Annotated in this window: 18 protein-coding genes; 12 read left to right on the top strand and 6 right to left on the bottom strand. The window is 68.7% G+C overall.

The features are described from left to right. Nucleotides 1–7: 7 nt before the first annotated feature. Nucleotides 8–880: a mycothiol conjugate amidase Mca gene (gene mca / locus ABZ928_RS35060; protein ID WP_361527841.1), complete on the bottom strand. Its 873-nt coding sequence runs from the start codon at nt 878–880 to the stop codon at nt 8–10. A 105-nt stretch (nt 881–985) separates the two neighbouring features. Here mca and ABZ928_RS35055 point away from each other — a divergent pair, with 105 nt between their 5' ends. Together ABZ928_RS35055 and greA are read left to right on the top strand one after the other, a co-directional pair. Then, complete coding sequence (locus tag ABZ928_RS35055) at nt 986–1,384, top strand: DUF4307 domain-containing protein (RefSeq protein WP_361527839.1); 399 nt, start codon at nt 986–988, stop codon at nt 1,382–1,384. Between the two features lie 168 nt (nt 1,385–1,552). Next, nucleotides 1,553–2,053, top strand: coding sequence for a transcription elongation factor GreA (gene greA / locus ABZ928_RS35050; RefSeq protein WP_361527837.1), 501 nt, complete (start codon nt 1,553–1,555; stop codon nt 2,051–2,053). A 71-nt stretch (nt 2,054–2,124) separates the two neighbouring features. On the opposite strand, the gene ABZ928_RS35045 is transcribed toward greA, so the two are convergent. Next, entirely contained in the window at nt 2,125–4,011 is a 1,887-nt protein-coding gene (locus tag ABZ928_RS35045) for a recombinase family protein (RefSeq protein WP_361527835.1), read from the bottom strand. Nucleotides 4,012–4,303: 292 nt separating this feature from the next. Here ABZ928_RS35045 and ABZ928_RS35040 point away from each other — a divergent pair, with 292 nt between their 5' ends. From ABZ928_RS35040 to ABZ928_RS35020, 5 genes are all read left to right on the top strand, one after another. Continuing rightward, nucleotides 4,304–6,337: a thioredoxin domain-containing protein gene (locus tag ABZ928_RS35040; RefSeq protein ID WP_361527833.1), complete on the top strand. Its 2,034-nt coding sequence runs from the start codon at nt 4,304–4,306 to the stop codon at nt 6,335–6,337. Nucleotides 6,338–6,509: 172 nt separating this feature from the next. Next, entirely contained in the window at nt 6,510–7,778 is a 1,269-nt protein-coding gene (locus ABZ928_RS35035; protein ID WP_361527831.1) for a glycosyltransferase, read from the top strand. Next, nucleotides 7,775–9,403: a phospholipid carrier-dependent glycosyltransferase gene (locus ABZ928_RS35030; protein ID WP_361527829.1), complete on the top strand. Its 1,629-nt coding sequence runs from the start codon at nt 7,775–7,777 to the stop codon at nt 9,401–9,403. The genes ABZ928_RS35035 and ABZ928_RS35030 overlap by 4 nt, the downstream gene beginning before the upstream one ends. Beyond that, nucleotides 9,400–10,560: a glycosyltransferase family 2 protein gene (locus tag ABZ928_RS35025; protein WP_361527827.1), complete on the top strand. Its 1,161-nt coding sequence runs from the start codon at nt 9,400–9,402 to the stop codon at nt 10,558–10,560. The genes ABZ928_RS35030 and ABZ928_RS35025 overlap by 4 nt, the downstream gene beginning before the upstream one ends. 20 nt (nt 10,561–10,580) lie before the next feature. Then, nucleotides 10,581–12,989: a galactose oxidase-like domain-containing protein gene (locus ABZ928_RS35020; RefSeq protein WP_361527825.1), complete on the top strand. Its 2,409-nt coding sequence runs from the start codon at nt 10,581–10,583 to the stop codon at nt 12,987–12,989. An 11-nt stretch (nt 12,990–13,000) separates the two neighbouring features. On the opposite strand, the gene ABZ928_RS35015 is transcribed toward ABZ928_RS35020, so the two are convergent. The 4 genes from ABZ928_RS35015 to ABZ928_RS35000 all read right to left on the bottom strand — a co-directional run bounded on the left by ABZ928_RS35015 (nt 13,001) and on the right by ABZ928_RS35000 (nt 16,771). Next, nucleotides 13,001–13,726: a Mut7-C RNAse domain-containing protein gene (locus ABZ928_RS35015; RefSeq protein WP_361527823.1), complete on the bottom strand. Its 726-nt coding sequence runs from the start codon at nt 13,724–13,726 to the stop codon at nt 13,001–13,003. A gap of 33 nt (nt 13,727–13,759) precedes the next feature. Then, the gene (locus tag ABZ928_RS35010; RefSeq protein WP_361527821.1) at nt 13,760–14,389 is read right to left on the bottom strand and encodes a TetR family transcriptional regulator; all 630 of its coding nucleotides are present in this window, start codon (nt 14,387–14,389) and stop codon (nt 13,760–13,762) included. Between the two features lie 4 nt (nt 14,390–14,393). Further along, nucleotides 14,394–15,938, bottom strand: coding sequence for a DHA2 family efflux MFS transporter permease subunit (locus ABZ928_RS35005; RefSeq protein ID WP_361527819.1), 1,545 nt, complete (start codon nt 15,936–15,938; stop codon nt 14,394–14,396). 119 nt (nt 15,939–16,057) lie between these two features. Further along, nucleotides 16,058–16,771: a hemolysin III family protein gene (locus ABZ928_RS35000; RefSeq protein ID WP_361527817.1), complete on the bottom strand. Its 714-nt coding sequence runs from the start codon at nt 16,769–16,771 to the stop codon at nt 16,058–16,060. Nucleotides 16,772–17,125: 354 nt separating this feature from the next. Here ABZ928_RS35000 and ABZ928_RS34995 point away from each other — a divergent pair, with 354 nt between their 5' ends. The 5 genes from ABZ928_RS34995 to ABZ928_RS34975 all read left to right on the top strand — a co-directional run bounded on the left by ABZ928_RS34995 (nt 17,126) and on the right by ABZ928_RS34975 (nt 22,446). Continuing rightward, nucleotides 17,126–18,949 carry a phosphoenolpyruvate carboxykinase (GTP) gene (locus ABZ928_RS34995; protein ID WP_361527815.1) on the top strand — a complete coding sequence of 608 codons (1,824 nt, stop codon included), beginning with the start codon at nt 17,126–17,128 and terminating at the stop codon, nt 18,947–18,949. A 254-nt stretch (nt 18,950–19,203) separates the two neighbouring features. Next, nucleotides 19,204–20,190, top strand: a complete 987-nt coding sequence (locus tag ABZ928_RS34990) for a serine/threonine-protein kinase (RefSeq protein WP_361527813.1) — start codon at nt 19,204–19,206, stop codon at nt 20,188–20,190. Nucleotides 20,191–20,275: 85 nt separating this feature from the next. Further along, on the top strand, nt 20,276–20,632 hold the full coding sequence (locus ABZ928_RS34985) for a hypothetical protein (protein ID WP_361527811.1): 357 nt from the start codon (nt 20,276–20,278) through the stop codon (nt 20,630–20,632). A 152-nt stretch (nt 20,633–20,784) separates the two neighbouring features. Beyond that, nucleotides 20,785–21,657, top strand: a complete 873-nt coding sequence (locus ABZ928_RS34980) for a hypothetical protein (protein WP_361527809.1) — start codon at nt 20,785–20,787, stop codon at nt 21,655–21,657. A gap of 27 nt (nt 21,658–21,684) precedes the next feature. Then, entirely contained in the window at nt 21,685–22,446 is a 762-nt protein-coding gene (locus ABZ928_RS34975) for a hypothetical protein (RefSeq protein WP_361527807.1), read from the top strand. Nucleotide 22,447: the final 1 nt, after the last annotated feature.

The raw sequence follows: 22,447 nt of genomic DNA, 5'->3' as shown, positions 1-22,447 counted from the left end.
CTCAGGGCTATCGGACGCCCGCGAAGAGGTCGTCCTCGGGGAGGGAGGTATCGACGAGGGACTTCGCGAGCTCGTACTCCTCCGTCGGCCAGACCTCCTTCTGGATCTCCATCGGGACCTTGAACCAGCCGCCGTCGGGGTCGATCTGGGTGGCGTGCGCGATCAGGGCCTTGTCGCGGATCTCGTAGAACTCGGCGCACGGGATGTGTGTGGTCAGGGTGCGCTCGGTGCGCTCGATCTCGCTCCAGCGCTTGAGCCACTCCCCGTAGGGCGACTCCAGGCCGCGCTCCAGCATCGCGTTGTGCAGGGCTTCGGTGCGCTGCCGGTTGAAGCCCTGGTTGTAGTAGAGCTTCCGCGGCTGGTACGCCGGGCCGAACTCCGCCTCCGGGTACTTCTCGGCGTCCGCCGCGCCCTCGAAGGCCACCATGGAGATCTTGTGGGTCATGATGTGGTCGGGGTGCGGGTAGCCGCCGTTCTCGTCGTACGTCGTGATGACCTGCGGACGGAACGCGCGGATCTTGCGCACCAGCTCACCGGCCGCCTTGTCGACGTCCTCCAGGGCGAAGCAGCCCTCGGGGAGCGGGGGCAGCGGGTCGCCCTCGGGCAGGCCGGAGTCGACGAAGCCGAGCCACTCCTGGCTGACGCCGAGGATCTCGCGGGCTTCGTCCATCTCCTTCTTGCGTACCTCGTGGATGTGCTCCTCGATGTACTTGTCGCCCTGAAGCTTCGGATTGAGGATGGAGCCGCGCTCCCCGCCCGTGCAGGTCACGACCAGCACGTCCACCCCCTCGGACACGTACTTCGCCATGGTGGCCGCGCCCTTGCTCGACTCGTCGTCGGGGTGGGCGTGGACGGCCATCAGTCGCAGCTGGTCAGTCAAGACTCAATCCTCAGTAAGTCGGCGCCCTGGTGTGAAGGTGGGCGATCGGCGCTTCTATAGTGACCGAATCGGGGGGCGAATAATTCCGGGGTCCGGAGGACGATCATGAGTACGGCGAGCACCAAGCTGCCCGAGGGCCGTTACGGCCGTTCCTCGGACGAGCGTGCCGACCGCAAGCTCAAGATCGCCGGTGCCGTTCTCGGAGCCCTGCTGCTCGCCCTGATCGGCTATTTCGGCTGGTACTACGTCGGCCAGAACAAGATCAGCGCCGAGGTGATCACTTTCGAGCAGGGGCAGGATTCCGTGAAGGTGCACCTGGAGGTCCGCAAGGACGCCGGCGCCTCCGGCTACTGCACGGTCCGTTCCCAGGCGGAGAACGGTGCCGAGGTCGGCCGGGCCGACTTCCACTTCGACGGGGACGCCACCCGTATCGACAAGGTCGTCACCCTGCGCACGACGTCACCGGGCACGACGGCCGAGCTCCTCGGCTGCCACGCTGACTGAGGTCACTCTCATTACGTAGGCGATGACCTGCGTTGACGTGATTCTGATGGCTTATGTCCTCCCCCTTGGGCCGCTGAATTGTTAGGCTCGTGGTTTCGCCCATCCGTGAAGGAACATTCTTCTGGGTAGGGCGATGCTTTGTATTCCCAGTACCTACGAGGAGCACCTGTGACCCAGACCAGCGAAGACGTCACCTGGCTTACGCAGGAGGCGTACACCAAGCTCAAGGAAGAGCTGGCGTACCTGTCTGGTCCCGCGCGCGAGGAAGTCACCGCGAAGATCGCGGCCGCGCGCGAGGAGGGCGACCTGCGCGAGAACGGCGGGTACCACGCGGCCAAGGAAGAGCAGGGCAAGCAGGAGCTCCGCATCCGCCAGCTGACCCAGCTCCTGGAGAAGGCCAAGGTCGGCGAGGCCCCCGCGTCCGCGGACGGTGCGGTGGCGCCCGGCATGGTCGTGACGATCGCCTTCGACGGCGACGAGGACGACACGACGACCTTCCTGCTGGCCTCCCGCGAATACGCGAGCACGGAGATCGAGACCTACTCGCCCCAGTCCCCGCTGGGCTCCGGCGTGATCGGCCACAAGGTCGGCGAGGACGCGCAGTACGAGCTGCCGAACGGCCGGAAGGCCTCCGTGAGGATCCTCAAGGCCGAGCCCTACAGCGGCTGAGCCAAGTTTTGCCGTGTTTCATCGGCAGGCCCTGACAGGCCCCCGGCGTCTTTGCGACGCCGGGGGTTTTGTCATGCCGCCTCTGTCCCGAACGTCGCCGTCATGGGTGGCAGCACGTACAGGGGCGGCGCGGCAATGCCCTCGTAGGGCGTCAGTGCCACCAGCGCACGCTCGTACTCCCCGGAGCCCCACCAATGCTGTGCGCGCCGGTACAGGGCCGCCCAGCCCCGTCCCCCGATCCGCTCCGAGCGGTCATAGTCCTTCCAGTTCTTCCCGGAACGAATCTTGTCCAGCATCGCCTCAAATCCGCCCCGGACGTCTTTCCAATGGCGGCTGGGGGAGACGATGTCCTCGACCGCGCGCCACTGCTCGTCTGTGATCTCGGCAGGGACGGTCACGCCGGTCTCTCGGTGCCACTCGGCGATCGGGTCTGTAACCCCTTTGTGGCGAGGCTCGCCCTTGCCGGTGATCTGCACACGCACGTCAAGCAGGTCCAACAGGTCCTGCTTCTGCTCGAATGTGAAGTCGTCCAGCCAGCCGTCAGTCTTCTCGATCTTGGTGAGCATGTTCCGGGCGCGATCTCCCTGCCCCTCAACCTCGCGCAGCCACTCGGCGACGCGCTCATGGTCGGCAACAAGATCGGCTTCCTGTTGCTTCAGCTCCGCCTTCATTTCTTCGACAAGCCTGGCGTCGTCATCGCCGTCCTGGTCATTGACGGAGGCGAGGAGGAGGGCGATCTTACGCTTGCGGCTGCCACGCTTCCTTTCGATCTGGGCGTCCAGCTCCGCCAGCCGGCGGCGATAGGACTCAGCACGCTGGGGCACGGTCCCCAAGGACTTCTCGACCAGCCTGCGCAGCTTGCCCTTGTCGGACATGAGCTTCTTGACCTCAGCCCAGACCGCCGCGTCCACCTCGCCTACCGGGATCTCCCAGCAATCTTCGTGATGTTCGTTCACCGGGTTGCCCTGCCGACCTGCCATGCAGCGGTAGTAGCGCCCGTGTTCGCCGGTATCGGCACCGGTCCTGTGCGCTCCGCACACGCTGAAGAGTCGGTTGGAGAGCAGGTACTTGCTGTGCCTGCCCTTCACCCGGGCGCCTCGGGCGAGGGCACCCTTCAACTCCTCGGCTCGCTCATCCGCCAGGGCTTTGGGGAGGTCGATACGGAAGGTGGTGGTGATCTCCTCGCCGTCCTCGTTCTCTCCGGCAAAGGCGAAATCCACGTAGCCCTTGAGGGCAGCCATTACTCGGTTGACGAGATTTCCACCCTCCCATTCCTTGCCCCGGCGTGTTCGGTACCCGAGGGCGTTGAGGTGGCGGGCGCCGTCCTCCCGAGTCACGGGCTCCGGCGAATCGATCATGAAGTCTGCGAACTTCTCGACCTGCTCGACCTCTGCGGGGTTGAGCGCGGGATTCCCGTCCGCGTCGAGCCTGTAGCCGAAAGGGGGCTCACCCAAGGGCCAGCCCCCAAGCGCAGCCTTCTGCAACCGCCCACCCGACGTACGCTCCAGGATCAATGCATGTTCCAGCTCTGCCAGGTATGCGAGCAGGGAGAGTTGAGTGCCGAACATGTCGTCTTCGGAGTCGATTCGGCCGTCAGCGGTGGCCACGCGCACACCTTTGTCGGTTACGTCGTAGACCCAACGGTGGATGTCCGTCATGGTGCGCCCGATGCGGTCCAGCTTGCCAAAGACGACCAAGTCCAGACGGTCGCCGAAAGTGTCGGCAGTTAGGCGGTCGAGGTCTTCGCGACTGGCAAGGTTGCCCGACACGCCTCCGTCCACGTAGATGCCAACGACGGTGTGGGGCACGTTACGCAGGGCGTACGCGAGCCAGGCCCGACACTGCTCCTCTTGGGCACTCAGCCCGTAGCCGTCCAGTTGCTGCGGTGTCGACACCCGCAGGTAGATGGCAGCCCGAAGAGGGCTCTGGACGGTACACGCAGGGGTACGCTTGGCCATGGTCAGTCCTCCGCGACTGGCAAGTGACCCCGGTGGCAGGCCCTAATCTCCCACCGGGGTTGCGTTGTTTTTGCACACGATAACTCGTGAGGCGGCCTTGTGGCCTGGCATCGCTCACTCAACTCCCATGCGGTGATTGGTAGTTGACTGAAAGTGCAGAAGAAAAGGCGGAGCCGGTCAATTCCGGCCTCACGCGTTCATGCCCCGGCCGGTATCCCGGGGCTGTCACACGAAGGCCATGGGCGCCGTGGCGCATGGGCGGGGCGGGGGCTGGTGCGCAAGGATGGAGTACATGCCGAACCGACTGGCCCATGAGACGTCCCCGTACCTCCTCCAGCACGCCGACAACCCCGTCGACTGGTGGCCCTGGTCGGAAGCGGCCTTCGCGGAGGCGCGCGCGACCAACAAACCGGTCCTGCTCAGCGTTGGCTACAGCAGCTGCCACTGGTGCCATGTCATGGCGCACGAGTCCTTCGAGGACCAGGAGACCGCCGACCTCCTGAACGCCGCCTTCGTCAACATCAAGGTCGACCGCGAGGAACGCCCCGACGTCGACGCCGTCTACATGGAGGCCGTCCAGGCCGCCACCGGTCAGGGCGGCTGGCCCATGACCGTGTTCCTCACCCCCGACGCCGAGCCCTTCTACTTCGGCACGTACTTTCCGCCCGAGCCCCGGCACGGGATGCCGTCCTTCCGGCAGGTCGTCCAGGGAGTCCAGCAGGCCTGGACAGACCGGCGCGACGAGGTCGCCGAGGTGGCCGGGAAGATCGTGCGGGATCTCGCCGGGCGGGAGATCGGTTACGGCGACACGCAGGCACCCGGCGAGGAGGAGCTCGCCAAGGCGCTGCTCGGGCTGACGCGGGAGTACGACCCGCAGCGCGGCGGATTTGGCGGGGCGCCGAAGTTCCCGCCCTCCATGGTGATCGAGTTCCTGTTGCGGCAGTACGCGCGGACCGGCTCCGACGGTGCGTTGCAGATGGCGCAGGACACCTGCGAGCGAATGGCCCGCGGCGGGATCTACGACCAGCTCGGCGGCGGGTTCGCCCGGTACTCCGTCGATCGGGAGTGGGTGATCCCGCACTTCGAGAAGATGCTCTATGACAACGCCCTGCTCTGCCGCGTCTACGCCCACCTCTGGCGCACCACCGGCTCCGAACTCGCCCGCCGAGTAGCCCTGGAGACGGCCGACTTCATGGTCCGCGAACTCCGCACCAACGAGGGCGGGTTCGCCTCCGCGCTCGACGCCGACAGCGAGGACGAGAGCGGCAGGCATGTCGAGGGGGCGTACTACGTGTGGACGCCCGCGCAGCTCGCCGAGGTTCTCGGGGCGGAGGACGCCGAGCTGGCCGCTCACTACTTCGGTGTCACCGAGGAGGGGACCTTCGAGGAAGGGGCCTCCGTTCTTCAACTTCCTCAGCATGAGGGCGTGTTCGATGCCGAGAAGATCGAGGGCATCAAAGGCCGGCTCCTGGACGCCCGTTCCCGGCGGCACGCCCCCGGGCGGGACGACAAGGTCGTCGCGGCCTGGAACGGGCTCGCGATCGCCGCGCTGGCCGAGACCGGTGCCTATTTCGAGCGGCCGGATCTGGTGGAGGCCGCGGTCGGGGCGGCCGATCTGCTGGTGCGGCTGCATCTGGATGAGCAGGCGCGGATCGCCCGTACCAGCAAGGACGGTCATGTCGGCGCCAATGCAGGGGTGTTGGAGGACTATGGCGATGTCGCCGAGGGGTTTCTCGCCCTTGCCTCCGTCACCGGAGAAGGCGTCTGGCTGGAGTTCGCCGGGTTCCTGCTCGACCACGTTCTCGTGCGGTTCGTCGACGAGGAGTCGGGGGCGCTGTTCGACACCGCGTCCGATGCCGAGCGGCTGATCCGGCGGCCGCAGGATCCGACCGACAATGCCGCGCCCTCGGGGTGGACCGCCGCCGCCGGGGCGTTGCTCTCCTATGCCGCTCAGACCGGGGCCGAGCCTCATCGGGCCGCCGCCGAAAGGGCACTTGGGGTCGTGAAGGCGCTCGGGCCGCGGGTGCCGCGGTTCATCGGGTGGGGGCTCGCCGTCGCGGAGGCGTTGCTGGACGGGCCGCGGGAGGTCGCGATCGTCGGGCCTGCCATTGACGACCCAGTCACAAAGGCCTTGCACCGTACGGCACTTCTGGGCACCGCCCCTGGTGCCGTCGTCGCCGTGGGGGCCACGGGGAGTGACGAACTGCCGCTGCTCGCCGACCGGCCTCTCGTCGGGGGTGAACCGACCGCGTACGTCTGCCGTAACTTCACGTGTGACGCTCCGACGACCGACGTGGAGCGGCTGCGAGCCGCGCTGAACAGCTGAGACGGGTGCCGCGTCCGGTACCGGGCGCGGCGCAAGTCCCCACACGCGTCGGAAACATACTATTTATCGGAACAGGTCCCGCTGTTCACAGATCACCCATAACCTCTCCACAGTGCTGCGACGGGAGTGACTCACCGTCGTGACAGGGGGTTTTGGGATCTGGGGGGATCTGTTGCTGACGTCTGTCCTCATCGCTGCCGTATCGCTGGCCCTGTTCTGGATGGCGGCCTTCACCTTGTGGTGGCAGATGCACGCGTGGCGTACGCCCGAGGTGCTCGCCTCCACCCGGTTCAGCCGGCCCGACGGGGGTGAGCAGCTGTCGTTCTCGCTGCTGCTGCCCGCTCGGCATGAACAGGCCGTGCTGGACCACACCATCCAGCGGTTGCTGGAGTCCACTCACGCCGACTTCGAGATCATCGTGATCGTGGGGCACGACGACCCCGAGACCACGGCGGTGGCCGAGGCGGCCGCCGCTCGTGACGCGCGGGTCCGGGTCGTCGTCGACACCCATGAGAAGAAGAACAAGCCGAAGGCCATGAACACGGCTTTGCCGCACTGCCGCGGCGATGTCGTCGGGGTCTTCGACGCCGAGGACCAGGTCCATCCGGAGCTGCTCGCGCATGTCGACCACGCGTTCCGGTCCACCGGGGCGGATGTCGTGCAGGGCGGCGTGCAGCTCATCAACTTCCACTCCAGCTGGTACTCGCTGCGCAACTGCCTGGAGTATTTCTTCTGGTTCCGGTCGCGGCTGCATCTGCACGCGCAGAAGGGGTTCATCCCGCTCGGCGGGAACACCGTCTTCGTGCGGACCGACACCCTGAAGGAGGCCGGGGGCTGGGATCCCGAGTGCCTCGCCGAGGACTGCGATCTCGGGGTGCGGCTGTCGTCCGTCGGCAAGAAGGTCGTCGTCGCGTACGACTCCGACATGGTGACCCGGGAGGAGACGCCGGGCTCGCTGATGTCATTGCTGAAGCAGCGCACCCGGTGGAACCAGGGCTTCCTCCAGGTCTACCGGAAGAAGGACTGGAAGCAACTCCCGGGTTTCGGGCAGCGGTTGCTCGCGCGGTACACGTTGATGACGCCGTTCCTCCAGGCCTTCTCCGGTGTGATCATTCCGCTCAACGCGGCGGTCGCGCTCTTCCTGGACGTGCCCGTCGGGATCGCGTTCCTCACCTTCCTGCCGGCCGTGACCGCCCTGGTCACCTTTGTCTTCGAGGTCGTCGGACTGCACGACTTCGGCAAGCAGTACGGCCTTCGTGTCCGCTTCGTCCACTACCTCAAGCTCATCGTGGGCGGCCCCTTCTACCAGGTGCTCCTTGCCGGGGCCGCCGTCCGCGCCGTATGGCGTGAGCAACGCGGCCGCAACGACTGGGAGTTGACGAGCCACGTCGGCGCGCATCTGACCGCGGCCGAAGCCATCCGAGAGGACGTCCCTGCGTGACCTCCACCCTTCCCGCGGTGACCACTCCGAAGGTCCCCGCGCAGCGCCGACCTGTGCCTGAAACCGGTTCGACCCCTCGAACGAACCCGCCGAAGCGCCTGCTTTCCTCCCGCCCCGACCTCCTCCTCTGCGGTGCGCTCCTGGTCGCGATCCTCACCGTCCAGGGCTGGAACATCGCCGACTACCCGACCCTCAGCGACGACGAGGGCACCTATCTCGCCCAGGCCTGGGCCGTCCAGGAGGGCCGGGGCCTCGCCCACTACACCTACTGGTACGACCACCCGCCGCTCGGCTGGATCCAGATAGCCCTGCTGACCTGGATACCGAAGCTGTTCGGCGCCTCGATGACCGTCGGCCCGATGCGCGCGACCATGCTGCTGATCAGCGGGATCAGCGCGGTCCTCGTGTACGTCCTCGGTCGCCGGCTCGCTCTGCCGCGCTGGGCCGCCGGGCTCGGCATGGCCCTGTTCGGGCTCTCCCCGCTCTCCGTCGTCCTCCAGCGGGAGATCTTCCTCGACAACCTCGCGGTGATGTGGACGCTCCTGGCGTTCACGCTCGCCGCCTCCCCGAGCCGCCACCTCTGGCACCACTTCGGCGCGGGCATCGCCGCCGCGACGGCCGTCCTCACCAAGGAGACGATGCTCGTCGTCCTGCCCGCCCTGTTCCTGACCATGTGGCGGCACAGCCACAAGGACACCCGCAAGTTCGCCCTCACCGGCGCGGTCACCGCGTGCGCGCTGATCGGCTTCGCGTACCCCCTCTTCGCCCTGCTCAAGGGCGAGTTGCTGCCGGGCGGCGGCCATGTGTCGCTGTGGGACGGGGTCAAGTACCAGATGACCAGGCCCGGTTCGGGCTTCATCCTCGACTCGGGCTCCGGCTCGAACGGCGTCCTGCGGTCGTGGCTCTACTACGACCGTGTCCTGCCCCTCGCCGGACTCGCCGGCGCCCTCCTGCTGTTGGCCACCTGGCGCTGGTCGGTCACCGCCCGCGCCCTCGCCGGACCCGCCCTCACCGTCGCGATCCTCGCCGCGCTCGCCCTGCGCCCCGGCGGCTATCTGCCCGCGATGTACGTCATCCAGGCGCTGCCCTTCCTCGCGCTGGTCATCGCCGGCGGCACCGCGTCCGTCGCGCACGCCGTACTGCGCCGCAACCGGCTTCCGCGGAGCGGCCGTTACGCCCTCGCCGCCGTCCTCGCGATCGCCGCCGGGGCGTACGTCGTCCCGCGCTGGTACGACGGTGACCGCACCGCCGTCACCGCCGACGCCAACGCCCCCTACCGGGCCGCCTCGAAGTGGCTGACCACCGAGGTGGCCGAGCCGGAGGAGACGCGGGTACTCGTGGACGACGCGCTCTGGCTGGACCTGGTGCACGCCGGGTACCGGCCCGGGCTCGGCGTCATCTGGTTCTACAAGGCCGACCTCGACCCGGCGGTCACCAAGACGATGCCGCGCGGCTGGAAGGACCTCGACTACGTCGTGGCCTCGCCGACGGTGCGGCGCGACGCGGCCGACCTGCCGAACGTCAAGGCGGCCATCCAGCACTCGACGCCGGTCGCCGTGTTCGGCGCCGGCGCGGACCGTATCGAGATCCGGCAGATCGTCGCGGCCTCCGGAGGCGACCGATGACCCACGAGTACACCGCTCCCGTCCCGGACATCCGGGCGACCGAGGTTCCCGAGCCCGGCGCCGTCACCATCGTCGTACCGACCTACAACGAGTCCGCGAACGTCCGTGAACTCCTGCACCAGATCACCGAGTCGGTGCCGAACCGGCTGCCCTGCGAGGTCGTCTTCGTGGACGACTCCACCGACGACACACCCGAAGTCATCCATGAGGCCGCCAAGGACTGTCCGTTCCCGGTGACCGTGCTGCACCGGGAGGAGCCGACCGGCGGGCTCGGCGGGGCGGTCGTCGAGGGGATGCGGGCGGCCGGGTCGGACTGGATCGTCGTCATGGACGGCGACTGCCAGCATCCGCCGTCCCTGGTACCGGAGTTGGTGGCGACGGGGGAGCGGACCAACGCCGGGCTCGTCGTCGCCTCCCGGTACATCAAGGGCGGCAGCCGGGCCGGGCTCGCGGGCAGTTACCGCGTGGCGGTGTCCCGGGCGGCGACCTGGCTGACCAAGTCGCTGTTCCCGCGCAGACTGCACCGCATCAGCGACCCGATGAGCGGGTTCTTCGCGATCCGGCGCAGCGACATCGACGCGGCGGTGCTGCAACCGCTCGGCTACAAGATCCTGCTGGAGCTGGCGGTGCGCAGCCGCCCCCGGACCGTCACCGAGATCCCGTTCGTGTTCCAGGAGCGGTTCGCCGGGGAGTCCAAGTCCACGGCACAGGAGGGGCGGCGCTTTCTGCGCCATCTCGCCGGGCTGCGTACGGCGGGGCCGCTGGCCCGGCTGGTGGTGTTCGGGCTGATCGGGCTCACCGGGTTCGTGCCGAACCTGGTCGCGCTGTGGGCGCTGACGAAGGCGGGGGTGCACTATCTGCCCGCCGAGATCGTCGCCAACCAGTTCGGCGTGGCCTGGAACTTCCTGCTCATCGAGCGGGTGCTCTTCCGGGACCGGCGCCGGCACCGGCACTGGGCCGACCGCACGGTCCGCTTCGCCCTGCTCGCCAACGCCGACCTGGTGCTGCGGATCCCGCTGATCGCGCTGCTCGTGGCGCACTTCGGGCTGTCGGCGGTGCCCGCCACGGCGCTGGCCCTCGTCATCACGTTCGTTCTGCGCTTCGCCGGGACCGAGGCGCTGGTCTACCTCCCACGTCGCAGAAGCCGCACCGCATGAACCACAGGGAGCCGCACGGCATGACACACAGACGCAGAACCGCCCTGCTGGGGGTGGGCGCCCTCACCGCGGGGCTCCTCCTCGGCACCTCCGAGCCCGCCTCCGCCGCCAACCTCATCAAGAACCCCGGTTTCGAGACGGCCGGCACCGACGGCATGCCGTACTGCTGGGAGAAGTCCGGCTGGGGCGACAACGACTTCACCTTCACCACGACCTCCGACGCCCACTCCGGCACCAAGGCCATGAAGGTCGAGCTGACCCGCCGTGTCGAGGGCGACCGCAAGGCGCTGATCACCGAGTCGACGGAGTGCGCGCCGGCGGTCAGCGCGGGCAAGCAGTACGACCTGAGCCTCTGGTACAAGACGACGACCCCCGACGCGGCGGTCACCCTCTTCCGGCACGACACCACGGCGGGCTGGCAGTACTGGACGGACCTGAAGACCCTGGAGATGGCCGGGAGCTGGACGCAGGCGAGCGTCCGCACCCCCGAGGTCCCCACCGGCACCGACCGCATCACCTGGGGCGTCTCCGTCTACGGCACCGGCTCCGCGACCACCGACGACTACACGATGGAGCAGGTCGCCGACCCGCTCCCGCCCGCCACCTGCACCGGCACCGCCGACCAGTGCGCCAACGGCCGCTGGGACGTCCTGCCCACGCAGAACCCCGTCCGCTCCATGCACTCCGTCGTCCTCAACAACGGCAAGGTGCTCCTCATCGCGGGCTCCGGCAACAGCGAGGAGCAGTTCAACGCGGGCACCTTCACCTCGGCCGTCTACGACCCGGCCAACGGCACCTACAAGGTCATCCCCACCCCGAAGGACATGTTCTGCTCCGGGCACGTCCAGCTCCAGGACGGGCGGGTGCTGGTGATGAGCGGGAACAAGGCGTACCCGGTCGTCGGCGGGCACGGCTACGAGGGGTACAAGGACTCGTACATCTTCGACCCGGTCACCGAGACGTACAGCAAGACGAACGACATGAACGACGGCCACTGGTATCCGTCGGCGACGGTCCTCGGCAACGGTGACGTCATCTCGTTCGGCGGGCTGCGCGAGGACTCCACCGGATCGGTGACGGCCGAGTACTGGTCGGACGCCGAGCAGAAGTGGCTGGAGCTCTGGAAGGTCAACCAGACCTGGTCGTACTGGGGTCTGTACCCGTCGATGATCCTGATGCAGGACGGGCGGCTCTTCTACTCGGGCAGTCATGTCTTCGGCAACAACATCCCGGGCACCGGCAGCGCGATCTACGACTACGGCGCCAACACCGTCACCCAGATCCCGGGGCTTCAGAACAAGGACGAGCGCGACCAGTCGGCGAGCGTGCTGCTGCCTCCGGCGCAGGACCAGAAGGTCCTCACGATCGGCGGCGGCAACATCGACTCCAACCCGGACGCCAACCGGCTGACCGACGTCATCGACCTCAAGCAGGCCAACCCGGCCTACACGGCGGGCCCGTTGATCCCGCAGGGCACGGTCGACCTCGGCAACGGCAAGCAGGCCGAGACCGGCAGCCAGGGCAAGATGTACGTCTCCGCCGTCCTCCTGCCCGACGGCAAGGTCCTGGAGACCGGCGGCGCGCTGCACAACCGCGCCAACCCGGTCTACGAGTCCTCGATCTACGACCCGGACACCGGCACCTTCGACCCGGTCGCCGCCGATCCGGAGGCGCGCGGCTACCACTCCTCGGCGTTCCTGCTGCCCGACGGCCGGGTGATGGCGACCGGCGACAACCCGGGCAACGGCACCTGGAACCACAACGTGTCGATCTACACCCCGCCCTATCTCCTCAAGGGCACCCGGCCGACGATCACTTCGGTCATCGATACCGAGTGGACCTACGGCGACACCCAGCGCATCACCGTCGACCGGCCCATCGCCAAGGCCGAGTTGATCCGCCCGGCCGCGGTGACGCACTCCTCCGACCCGAACCAGCGGTTCGTGGACCTGCCGCTGTCCGTGGACGGCAACAACGTCGACCTCAACGTGACGAGCAACCCCAACCTGGCCCCGCCCGGCTGGTACATGCTCTTCGCGGTCGACGCCAACGGGGTCCCCTCGGTCGCCAAGTGGGTCCATCTGCAAGGGCCTTCGGCACTGAGCGCGACCTCTGAGGAAGCCGCCTCGGCGCACGTCCACTCCTTCGCCGACTCCTTGGAGGGCACGGTCACCGAGTCCGGCAAGCAGCGGACCTCGCAGAAGGTCAGCACCACGATCTCCGGCTGCGACCGGCACTACGGCTCGATCAACGTCTGTGTGCCGACCGACTTCCCGCCGGGCGTGAAGGCCACCACCAAGGCCCGCTGCGACTGGCTGAAGAAGAACGACTACGGCCGCCTCAAGGTCAACGGCAAGGACGACCCGCTGCGCCTCGACCCCAGCAAGGACGGCATCGCCTGCGGAAAGGCCGACTTGAGGAAGGGCTGACCGGCACCCCGCTAACCGGCGAACTCCGCCAGGGCGCGCTCCACGATGGCCTCCAGCTGTTCGTGGTGCGCGCCCTTCCAGTACGCGCGCCCGCAGTCCGTGCACTGCGCGAACACGTCGTACGACGCGTGCGTGCCGCCCTCCAGCTGGTCGGCCACCTCTTCCTTCGTGGCCTGTCTGAGCAGCCCGTTGCAGGCGGTGCAGCGCGTCCAGGGCCGTAGCTCGGGCCGGAACCGGTCGAGGATGTCGCGGAGTTGCTCCTCGGGGCGGGTGCTGTACACATACGCGCCCGCCCACAGCTCGCGGCGGCGCAGCAGGCCCCGGTCGCGGCTGAGCAGGACCCGCTGCTGGACGGCGGAGCGGGTGGCGAGGGCCGGGTCGCCGATGTCCGTCGACTCGTACGAGGTGTCCACGCCGAGCAGCCGCATCCGGCGGGCGAGGGTGCCGAGATGGACGTCGAGGAGGAAGCGGAGCGGGGCGCCGGGCACCCGCTGGGGGCGCTCCACGTCCCGTACGGACACGGAGTCGCCGGCCGTGGGGACGTACGACACCGGGACCGCGCGGCCGTCCACGACGAGCGTGCCGACCTCGGTCAGGGGGACGCCGAGGGACTCGACGACATGGCCGAGGGTCGAGACGCCGTCGGTGGTGACCGCGCTGGTGCCGTGCCGGCGTTCGTGCGGGACGAACAGGGCCAGCCTGGGGGCGAATTCGACGTGGATCTCCGGTCCGTTCACCTGATCAGGATGTCACGGGCGGGCCCTTCGGCCTCAGGTGTTTTTCACGGGGAGGCCGTGTTCGATGACGTCCAGGGTGCGGTCGAGGAGGTCGCGCAGGTCGTCCTGGAAGTCGTGCTCCGCCCAGTACTGGGAGATCTCCGCGAGGGCGCCGATGAGGGACATCGTGTAGACGCGGGCCTCCAGGCTGTCCCGGTCCACGCCGGTGCGCCGGGCGATGCCCTCGGCGAGCATCCGGCCGGTGACCGACATGCTCTCCAGCATCCGGGAGCGCACCGCCGGGACCTGGACCAGGAGGTGGGCCCGGAGCCGGGTGGCCTCGGCGTCGTCCTCAAGCCCTGCGGTGATGGCCAGCTTCATGACGTGCCGCAGGGAGTCCATCCACGGCTCGTCGGCGGGCCGCTTGCGCAGTTCCTCCATCAGGATCGGGTCGTACTCGTCCGTGAGGACGATGTCCTCCTTGGTCGGGAAGTAGCGGAAGACCGTGGACGGCGACACCTCGGCGCGCTCGGCGATCTGCTCGACGGTGGTGGCGTCGTAGCCCTGTTCCTTGATCAGGGCGTAGGTCGCGGTGCGGATCGCCATCCGGGTCTTGATCTTCTTCCGTTCACGAAGTCCCAGCTGAGGGGTGTCCGTGGCGGGAGAGGTGCGTGCGGGTGTCATGAGGTCATTGTCGGGCATCGGCCTCCTCGGCAACCATGTCCGGGGCGTCCGCGCTCTCCTCGGCCGTCCGCGCGCCCGGCAGGAACGCGGCCGCCAACAGCGCCGCTACGAGGGCGGCGGCGCCGCACACCAGCATGACGACGCCCATGCCGTGGACGTAGGCGCTGTTCGCGGAGGCCAGCAGTTCCGTCGAGCCGGTCCTCGCGGCGACGAGGTGGGCGGCTACCACGGACTCCCCGGCGGTGTCGGCGGCCCGGGCGGGCAGCCCGGTGACGTCGAGCCGGTCCCGGAAGGTGCTCGCGAGGAGGCTGCCGAGCAGGGCGATGCCGATCGCGCCGCCGACCTGGCGCAGCGTCATGAGCAGCCCGGAGCCGCTGCCGGCGCGGTCGCGGGGGAGGGCGCCGAGGGCGCCGGCCATGGCGGGCATGAGGGAGAAGCCGAAGCCGACGCCGGTGAGGGTGAGCCACAGGGCGGTGAAGCCGTAGCCGGAGTCGGCCGTCGTCCGGCTGGCGAGGAGCGCGGCGAAGGCGAGGACGACGAGGCCGGCGCTGACCGTGGCGCGGGCGCCGAAGCGGGTCGCGGCCTGCGGGGCGGTGCGGGAGGCGAGCAGTATGCCGCCCATCATCGGCAGCAGCCGTACGCCGGTGCCGAGGGCGTCGTTGCCGAGGACCGCCTGGAGGTAGGGCGGGAGCACGAACAGCAGGCCGGAGAGGACGAACATCACCAGGGTCGCGGCGACGGTGTTGAAGAGGAAGCCGCGGTGGGCGAGCAGGGTCATGTCGAGCATGGGGCGCTCGGCCCGGCGCTCCCGCAGCACCAGGGCGGCGATGAGGGCGACGGACGCGGTGAGCATGCCGACGACCAGGGGGTCGCCCCAGCCGCGGGTGGGCGCCTCGATGATCGCGTAGACGAGGGCGCCTAGGCCGGTCGCGGTGAGCGCGGTGGCGAGGGTGTCGACCTCGGGGGAGGCGGGGTCGCGGGTCTCGGGGAGCAGGAAGACGCAGGCGGCGATGCCGAGGGCGGCCATCGGGACGTTGACGAGGAAGACCGAGCCCCACCAGAAGTGGTTGAGCAGCCAGCCGCCGATGATCGGGCCGAGCGGCAGTCCGAGCGCCGAGGCGGCGGAGACGATCGCGGTGGCCTTGGGCTGCTCGTCGCGGCTGAACAGCGTGGGCAGTACGGAGAGCGCGAGCGGGGTGACGAGCGCGGCGCCGACTCCCATGAGGGCGCGGGCGGCGATGACCCAGTTCACGTCCCCGGCGAGCGCGCCGGCCAGCGAGCCGCCCAGGAAGATCACGAGGCCGGTGATCAGCATCTTGCGGCGGCCGAAGCGGTCGCCGAGGAGTCCCGCGGGGAGCATCAGCGCGGCGAAGACGACGACGTACGCGTCCGCCATCCACTGCTGCCGGCCGGTGGAGGCGCCGAGGTCGGCGGCCATCGTGGGCAGGGCGACGTTGAGGATCGTGGTGTCGAAACCGAGGGTGAGCATGCTCGCGACGAGGGCCGCCAGGGCCCACCAGCGGCGGGGGTCTGGAGTGACAGTGTCCATGAAATGAGAGTAGCTCTCAAAATAGGGTTACTGTCAATCGGTATCGACTGCTGAAAGGGAAGCGGCATGCAAAAAGGGCCACGGCTCGAAGCCGTGGCCCTGAAGAGCGGTGGGTGCCGCTACGCGTGCTGGTACGCCACCAGCGAGATCCCGACGTAGTGGACGACGAACGCCGCCAGCGTGAGCGAGTGGAAGACCTCGTGGAATCCGAAGAAGCGCGGGGAGGGGTTGGGGCGCTTGATGCCGTAGATCACGCCGCCCGCGCTGTAGAGCAGACCGCCGACGATCACCAGGACCAGGACCGCGATGCCGCCGGTGCGCATGAAGTCGGGCAGGAAGAAGACCGCCGCCCAGCCCATCGCGATGTAGCAGGGGGTGTAGAGCCAGCGCGGGGCGCCCACCCAGAAGACCCGGAAGAGGATCCCGGCGAGCGCGGCACCCCAGATGCCCCACAGCAGCCACTGCCCCTTCGCGCCGGGCAGCAGCAGCATCGTCAGCGGGGTGTAGGTGCCCGCGATGATCAGGAAGATATTGGCGTGATCCAGCCTGCGCAGGACGCCGTCCATGCGCGGGCTCCAGTTGCCCCGGTGGTAGAGGGCGCTGACGCCGAACAGCAGGCAGGCGGTCAGGGCGAAGATCCCGCAGGCGATACGGCCCCGGGTCGAGTCGGCGAGGGCGGTGAGCACCAGGCCCGCGATGAGTACGGCCGGGAACATGCCTAGATGCAGCCAGCCCCTGAGCTTGGGCTTGATCTCTTGCGACAGGGTGAGCGCGACGGGACCGCGGCCGGCGGCCGGCGAGTCCAGAGGCGCGTCGGAGGCGGACGCAGTCATGTCCGGCATCGTACCTACGGAACCGTAAGTTGCAGATGAGTGCGGGATGAATCCGGGCCGAGAGTGGCCATCATCTCACGGGAGTTGACGCCGGGCGTCCCCCCGTCAAGGAACCTTCAAGTGAATCCAACATGCACGCAAAGCGGCGCTCTGAAAACACTCCGTCACGTGGCAATCCTCACTCCGCTCACCTGTGATGCCCTCTGGACAGATGGGCGCGCACGTCGGATGATCAAATGAGTGCGGTCGGCACCGGATGAGCGCCAAGGTCACCACCGAAAAGGTGCGAACAGCATCCGGGTCGCAGCCCCCACGGGGCCTCCAAAACAAAAAACCCCTCATCTAGGAGCAATCGTGGCGCGCGACATCGCGGCTCCCCCCGTCATCCCCACCCAGCACAAGGAACTGATCTCGTGGGTGAACGAGATCGCCGAACTGACCCAGCCGGACAGCGTGGTCTGGTGTGACGGATCCGAGGCCGAGTACGAGCGCCTCAGCGAAGAGCTCGTGGCGAAGGGCACCTTCAAGAAGCTCGACCCGATCAAGCGCCCCAACTCCTACTACGCGGCCTCCGACCCGACCGACGTCGCGCGCGTCGAGGACCGCACCTTCATCTGCTCCGAGAAGGAGGAGGACGCGGGCCCGACCAACCACTGGAAGGCCCCCGCCGAGATGCGGGAGATCTTCCAGGGCGAGAACGGCGTCTTCCGCGGCTCCATGAAGGGCCGGACGATGTACGTCGTCCCGTTCTGCATGGGCCCCCTCGGCTCGGACCTCTCCGCGATCGGCGTCGAGATCACCGACTCGGCGTACGTTGCCGTCTCCATGCGCACCATGACCCGCATGGGTCAGCCGGTCCTGGACGAGCTCGGCACCGACGGCTTCTTCGTCAAGGCCGTGCACACCCTCGGCGCCCCCCTCGCGGAGGGCGAGGCGGACGTCCCGTGGCCCTGCAACTCCACCAAGTACATCTCGCACTTCCCCGAGAGCCGCGAGATCTGGTCCTACGGCTCCGGCTACGGCGGCAACGCCCTGCTCGGCAAGAAGTGCTACGCCCTGCGCATCGCCTCCGTCATGGCCCGCGACGAGGGCTGGCTCGCCGAGCACATGCTGATCCTCAAGCTCACCCCGCCGCAGGGCGAGCCCAAGTACGTCGCCGCCGCCTTCCCGAGCGCCTGCGGCAAGACCAACCTCGCCATGCTGGAGCCCACGATCTCCGGCTGGACGGTCGAGACGATCGGCGACGACATCGCTTGGATGCGCTTCGGCGAGGACGGCCGCCTGTACGCCATCAACCCCGAGGCCGGCTTCTTCGGCGTCGCCCCCGGCACCGGTGAGCACACCAACGCCAACGCGATGAAGACGCTGTGGGGCAACTCGGTCTTCACCAACGTGGCGCTGACCGACGACAACGACATCTGGTGGGAGGGCATGACGGAGGAGACTCCGGCCCACCTCACCGACTGGAAGGGCAACGACTGGACTCCGGACTCGGAGACCCCGGCCGCCCACCCCAACGCCCGCTTCACCGTGCCCGCCTCGCAGTGCCCGATCATCGCGCACGAGTGGGAGGACCCCAAGGGCGTGCCGATCTCGGCGATCCTCTTCGGCGGCCGCCGCGCCAGCGCCGTACCGCTGGTGACGGAGTCCTTCGACTGGAACCACGGCGTCTTCCTCGGCGCCAACGTGGCCTCCGAGAAGACCGCCGCCGCCGAGGGCAAGGTCGGCGAGCTGCGCCGCGACCCCTTCGCCATGCTGCCGTTCTGCGGCTACAACATGGGCGACTACATGGGCCACTGGGTCGACGTCGCCAAGGACAAGGACCAGTCGAAGCTCCCGAAGATCTACTACGTCAACTGGTTCCGCAAGAACGACGAGGGCAAGTTCGTCTGGCCCGGCTTCGGCGAGAACAGCCGTGTCCTGAAGTGGATCGTCGAGCGCCTCGACGGCAAGGCCGAGGGCGTCGAGACCCCCATCGGCGTGCTCCCCGCCAAGGGCGCGCTGGACACCAAGGGCCTCGAACTCTCCGAGTCCGACCTCGACTTCCTCCTCACCGTCGACAAGGAGGTCTGGCGCGAGGAGGCCGCCCTGGTCCCCGAGCACCTCAACACCTTCGGCGAACACACGCCGAAGGAACTGTGGGACGAGTACCGGGCGCTCGTGGAGCGCCTGGGCTGAGCCCATGCATTGAAGACTCCGCGGCCGGTTTGGATGTGCCCTGACCAGCGATCGTCACGACCGGCCGCGGTGTGAGCAGACGAGGCTCCGCACAATGGCGTGCGGGGTCCTGGGCCTGTCGTCGTCTTCCCGTCCGCCCCGATGGGAACACAACGACAGGCCTTCGTCTTTTTCGGTCATCACCTCTGTGCGGGACGGGATTTCGCGGGACACTCGGGACATCCTGCAACGAACCCCGAAATGAGGTGAGCGGGGTGCGCACACCCGTCAGCGACCCCTTGAAGGTGGGGCCGTACCGCATCGTCGGGCGGCTCGGCTCCGGCGGCATGGGCTGGGTGTATCTCGGGCGCTCGCCCGCCGGGCGCGAGGTGGCGGTGAAGGTGGTGCGCCCCGAGCTGGCGGCCGAATCCGAGTTCCGGGAACGCTTCGCGCGCGAGGTCGCCGCCGCCCGGGTCGTCAGCGGCGCCTACACCGCGGCGGTGATCGACGCCGACACCGAGGCCGAACTGCCCTGGCTGGCCACGATGTACGTGCCCGGCCCCTCCCTCGCGGAAGCCGTCCGCACGGACGGGCCGCTGCCCGAGGACCAGGTACGGCGGCTCGGCGCGTTCCTCGTCGAGGCGTTGCAGGCGGTGCACGCGGCGGGGGTCGTGCACCGGGACCTCAAGCCGTCCAATGTGCTGCTGGCCTCCGACGGACCCCGCGTCATCGACTTCGGGATCTCCCGGGTCGACGGGGCACCCGGACTCACCAGGGTCGGACTCGTCGTCGGCACCCCGCCCTTCATGTCCCCGGAGCAGATGCAGGGCGCGCAGGTCGGACCGGAGACCGATGTCTTCTCCCTCGGCGGGGTCCTCGTCCACGCGCTGACCGGCCATCCGCCGCACGGCATGAGGGAGGCCGTGCGCTACCAGGTCGTCTTCGGCGAACCGGACCTGGACGGCGTACCGCCCGGAATGCGGCCGCTGATCTCGCAGTGCCTCGCCAAGCGGCCCGGCGACCGGCCCCGGCTCACGGAACTGCTGGCCGAACTCCTCGAAGAGACCCCGCAGTCACCGTCCTGGCCGCCGCCCAAGGTGCGGCGGACCATCGAGGTCCGGGTGAGCGAGCTGAACGCCCGACGCAAGGCCGGCACCAGTGTCTCGGTGCCGTCCTGTCTGATGCTGCACGCCCAGGCCCTGCTGGACGCCGGGCTCACCGACGCGATGGTCGCCCGGGCGGTGGACCGTGGCACCGCCTGAGCACTCGACCGGTCCGGTCCATGAAATCGGCATGTACTGGCGGCAGTTGGTGCACAGCTGGGGGGCGGGGCGGAATCTCCATATCGTGACCGACACCGATTCCGTTTCCCTGCAATTCGATCTGGAGGAAACGGGCCGCATGCTCACGGTCAGATTCATGACCACCAAACGGCTGCTCGTCGCCTTCGTCACCGACGGGAATTATCTGCGCCACGATCAACTGGCCGTCGCCGCGGCCGCGTCGAACGCGTGGAACACCGAACAGCTGAATCCCATGCTCTCCGTGTGGGACGTGCGGGGGCCGCGGCCCTGTCTCGCCGGGGTGTGCGATCTGCCGCTGACCTGCCGGGTCACACAGGCGGACTTCGATGCTTTGGCCAGCGATTGGGTGGAACGGGCGCGGCAGATGTTCACACGTTGTCATGAGGTGTTCCAGCTGTAGAAGTTAACCGTGTGATTGCGTAAACCCCTTTTCCGGCGCGGGTCTGTTGCTCCACTATGAGCAAGGGTCTTTTTCGGGCCACGGGGGTGCCCATGGGGCGAGTGCCGCGTGTCGTCGTTTTTCTCGGAATTCTGTTCGCCTTGCTGCCGGCGGTGCCCGCGGCCGCGGCGCCGTGCAAGGGCGACTTCTCCGACTCGCTGGACTGCTGGACGCAGCGGCTCGGCACCAAACCGGTCACGCTGCCCCTCCGCGGCGAGCTGCCGCTCGGCGGCACCAAGGACGAGCGCGCGAAGATCATCCAAAGCATCTGGGACCACCGACAGCAGCTGTCGGTCGAGGTGCCGGCCGGGGTCTCCACCGGCGAGGGCGGCACCGTGCTGCTGGTCCTCGCCGAGCAGAAGGGCCGGCTCGTCGACCGGGACGCCATGATCAGCCGCTTGTCACCGAGCACACGTGAAGAGCTGGCCTCCGTCTGCACGGCCGACCGGCGGTCTCTGTGCGACGACCTGGTCGGGGACAAGAAGGCGAAGCCGATGAACGGCGAAGTGCTGATCCAAGCGAATCAGGCCGTCGAACGCCACGCCTACATCACCGGCGCCACGGACACCGACGACACCAGTCCCTACGGGAACTGGCTCGTCCCCGGCATCGCCACCCTCCTCGCCCTCCTCCTCGCCGCCCTCTTCGTCCTCGTCCGCCGCACCCGCGTCACCCCCGCCCCGGCGGCCGCCCACCGCATGCTCGACGAACCCACCCGCGCCCTGCGCCCCACCACCACCCGCACCGCCCGCCACCGCTCCGTCACCCCCACCGGCCCCACCCACCCGGCCGTCGTCCGCACCGACCTGCACCCGCAGGGATACGTCGAGGTGGACCGCGTCCTGTACCGGGCCGTGTGGGCCGACCCCGGGCAGGCGCCGCCGCCCCCCGGCTCCCGGGTCGACGTCACCGACCCGCCGGAGCCGGACTCCGACGTCCTGTACGCCTTCCCGCCCGCCGCCGGGCGCCACGCCCACGCCCGTTGAGGCACGCCGCTCCACCAGGAGAAACCCATGTGCAGCGAATACTCGCCCACCATGCCGGCGGAGTACGCCGACATCGAGTTCGAGAACAACGCCCAGCGGCTGCCGCTGGTGCTGTGCCTCGACACGTCCAGCTCCATGGCGGGCCCGCCGATCCAGACCCTCAACAACGCCCTCGTGGAATGGACCCGGGAGCTCCACGACGACGTGGCCCTCAGCTACAGCGTCGAGGTCGCCGTCGTCACCTTCGGCGGACAGGGCGTCGCCGCCTGGCGCGGCCCCCAGCCCCTCGCCCCCGGCACCCCGGTGAGCCCCTTCGTGCCCGCGCACGCGTTCCGGCCGCCGCAGCTCGCCGCCGCGGGCGTGACCCTGATGACGGAGGCCCTGGAGCTGTCGATGCACATCGTCGCCGCCCGCAAGGCCGAACTGCGGGCCTCCGGACTCCAGTACTACCGCCCGCAGATCTGCCTGGTCACCGACGGCATCCCGACCGACGCCACCGGCCGCCGCACCGACTCCTGGCACCGGCTGGTCCCGGTCCTCGCCGAGGAACAGAACTCCCGCCGCTTCCGGCTGTACGCCATCGGCGTCGGCGGCATCACCGACTACGGCGAACAGGTGCTGCGGGCCTTCGCCCCGAAGTTCAACGCCACCATCCAGGGCTTCCCGTTCCGGGAGCTGCTCCAGATGATGTCCGCCAGCGCCAACGCCGAACAGAAGGGCGCGGGCGACGAGGTCTTCGAGAAGATCTTCAGCCAGTTCAAGACCCAGCGCCCCGCCTGGGAGAGCTGAC

Origin of the sequence: Streptomyces sp. NPDC046909, from assembly GCF_040644695.1 — a bacterium.
GTDB lineage: Bacteria > Actinomycetota > Actinomycetes > Streptomycetales > Streptomycetaceae > Streptomyces.
Note: the sequence above shows the minus strand (reverse complement) of the source record. Positions and strands in the feature narration are given on the sequence as shown.

Bases quoted from the DNA above. Each gene is read 5' to 3' on its own strand.
- ABZ928_RS35055 (WP_361527839.1), top strand. From the start codon at position 986: ATGAGTACGGCGAGCACCAAGCTGCCCGAGGGCCGTTACGGCCGTTCC.
- ABZ928_RS35045 (WP_361527835.1), bottom strand. From the start codon at position 4,011: ATGGCCAAGCGTACCCCTGCGTGTACCGTCCAGAGCCCTCTTCGGGCT.
- ABZ928_RS35040 (WP_361527833.1), top strand. From the start codon at position 4,304: ATGCCGAACCGACTGGCCCATGAGACGTCCCCGTACCTCCTCCAGCAC.
- ABZ928_RS35025 (WP_361527827.1), top strand. From the start codon at position 9,400: ATGACCCACGAGTACACCGCTCCCGTCCCGGACATCCGGGCGACCGAG.
- ABZ928_RS35020 (WP_361527825.1), top strand. From the start codon at position 10,581: ATGACACACAGACGCAGAACCGCCCTGCTGGGGGTGGGCGCCCTCACC.
- ABZ928_RS35010 (WP_361527821.1), bottom strand. From the start codon at position 14,389: ATGACACCCGCACGCACCTCTCCCGCCACGGACACCCCTCAGCTGGGA.
- ABZ928_RS35005 (WP_361527819.1), bottom strand. From the start codon at position 15,938: ATGGACACTGTCACTCCAGACCCCCGCCGCTGGTGGGCCCTGGCGGCC.
- ABZ928_RS35000 (WP_361527817.1), bottom strand. From the start codon at position 16,771: ATGACTGCGTCCGCCTCCGACGCGCCTCTGGACTCGCCGGCCGCCGGC.
- ABZ928_RS34975 (WP_361527807.1), top strand. From the start codon at position 21,685: ATGTGCAGCGAATACTCGCCCACCATGCCGGCGGAGTACGCCGACATC.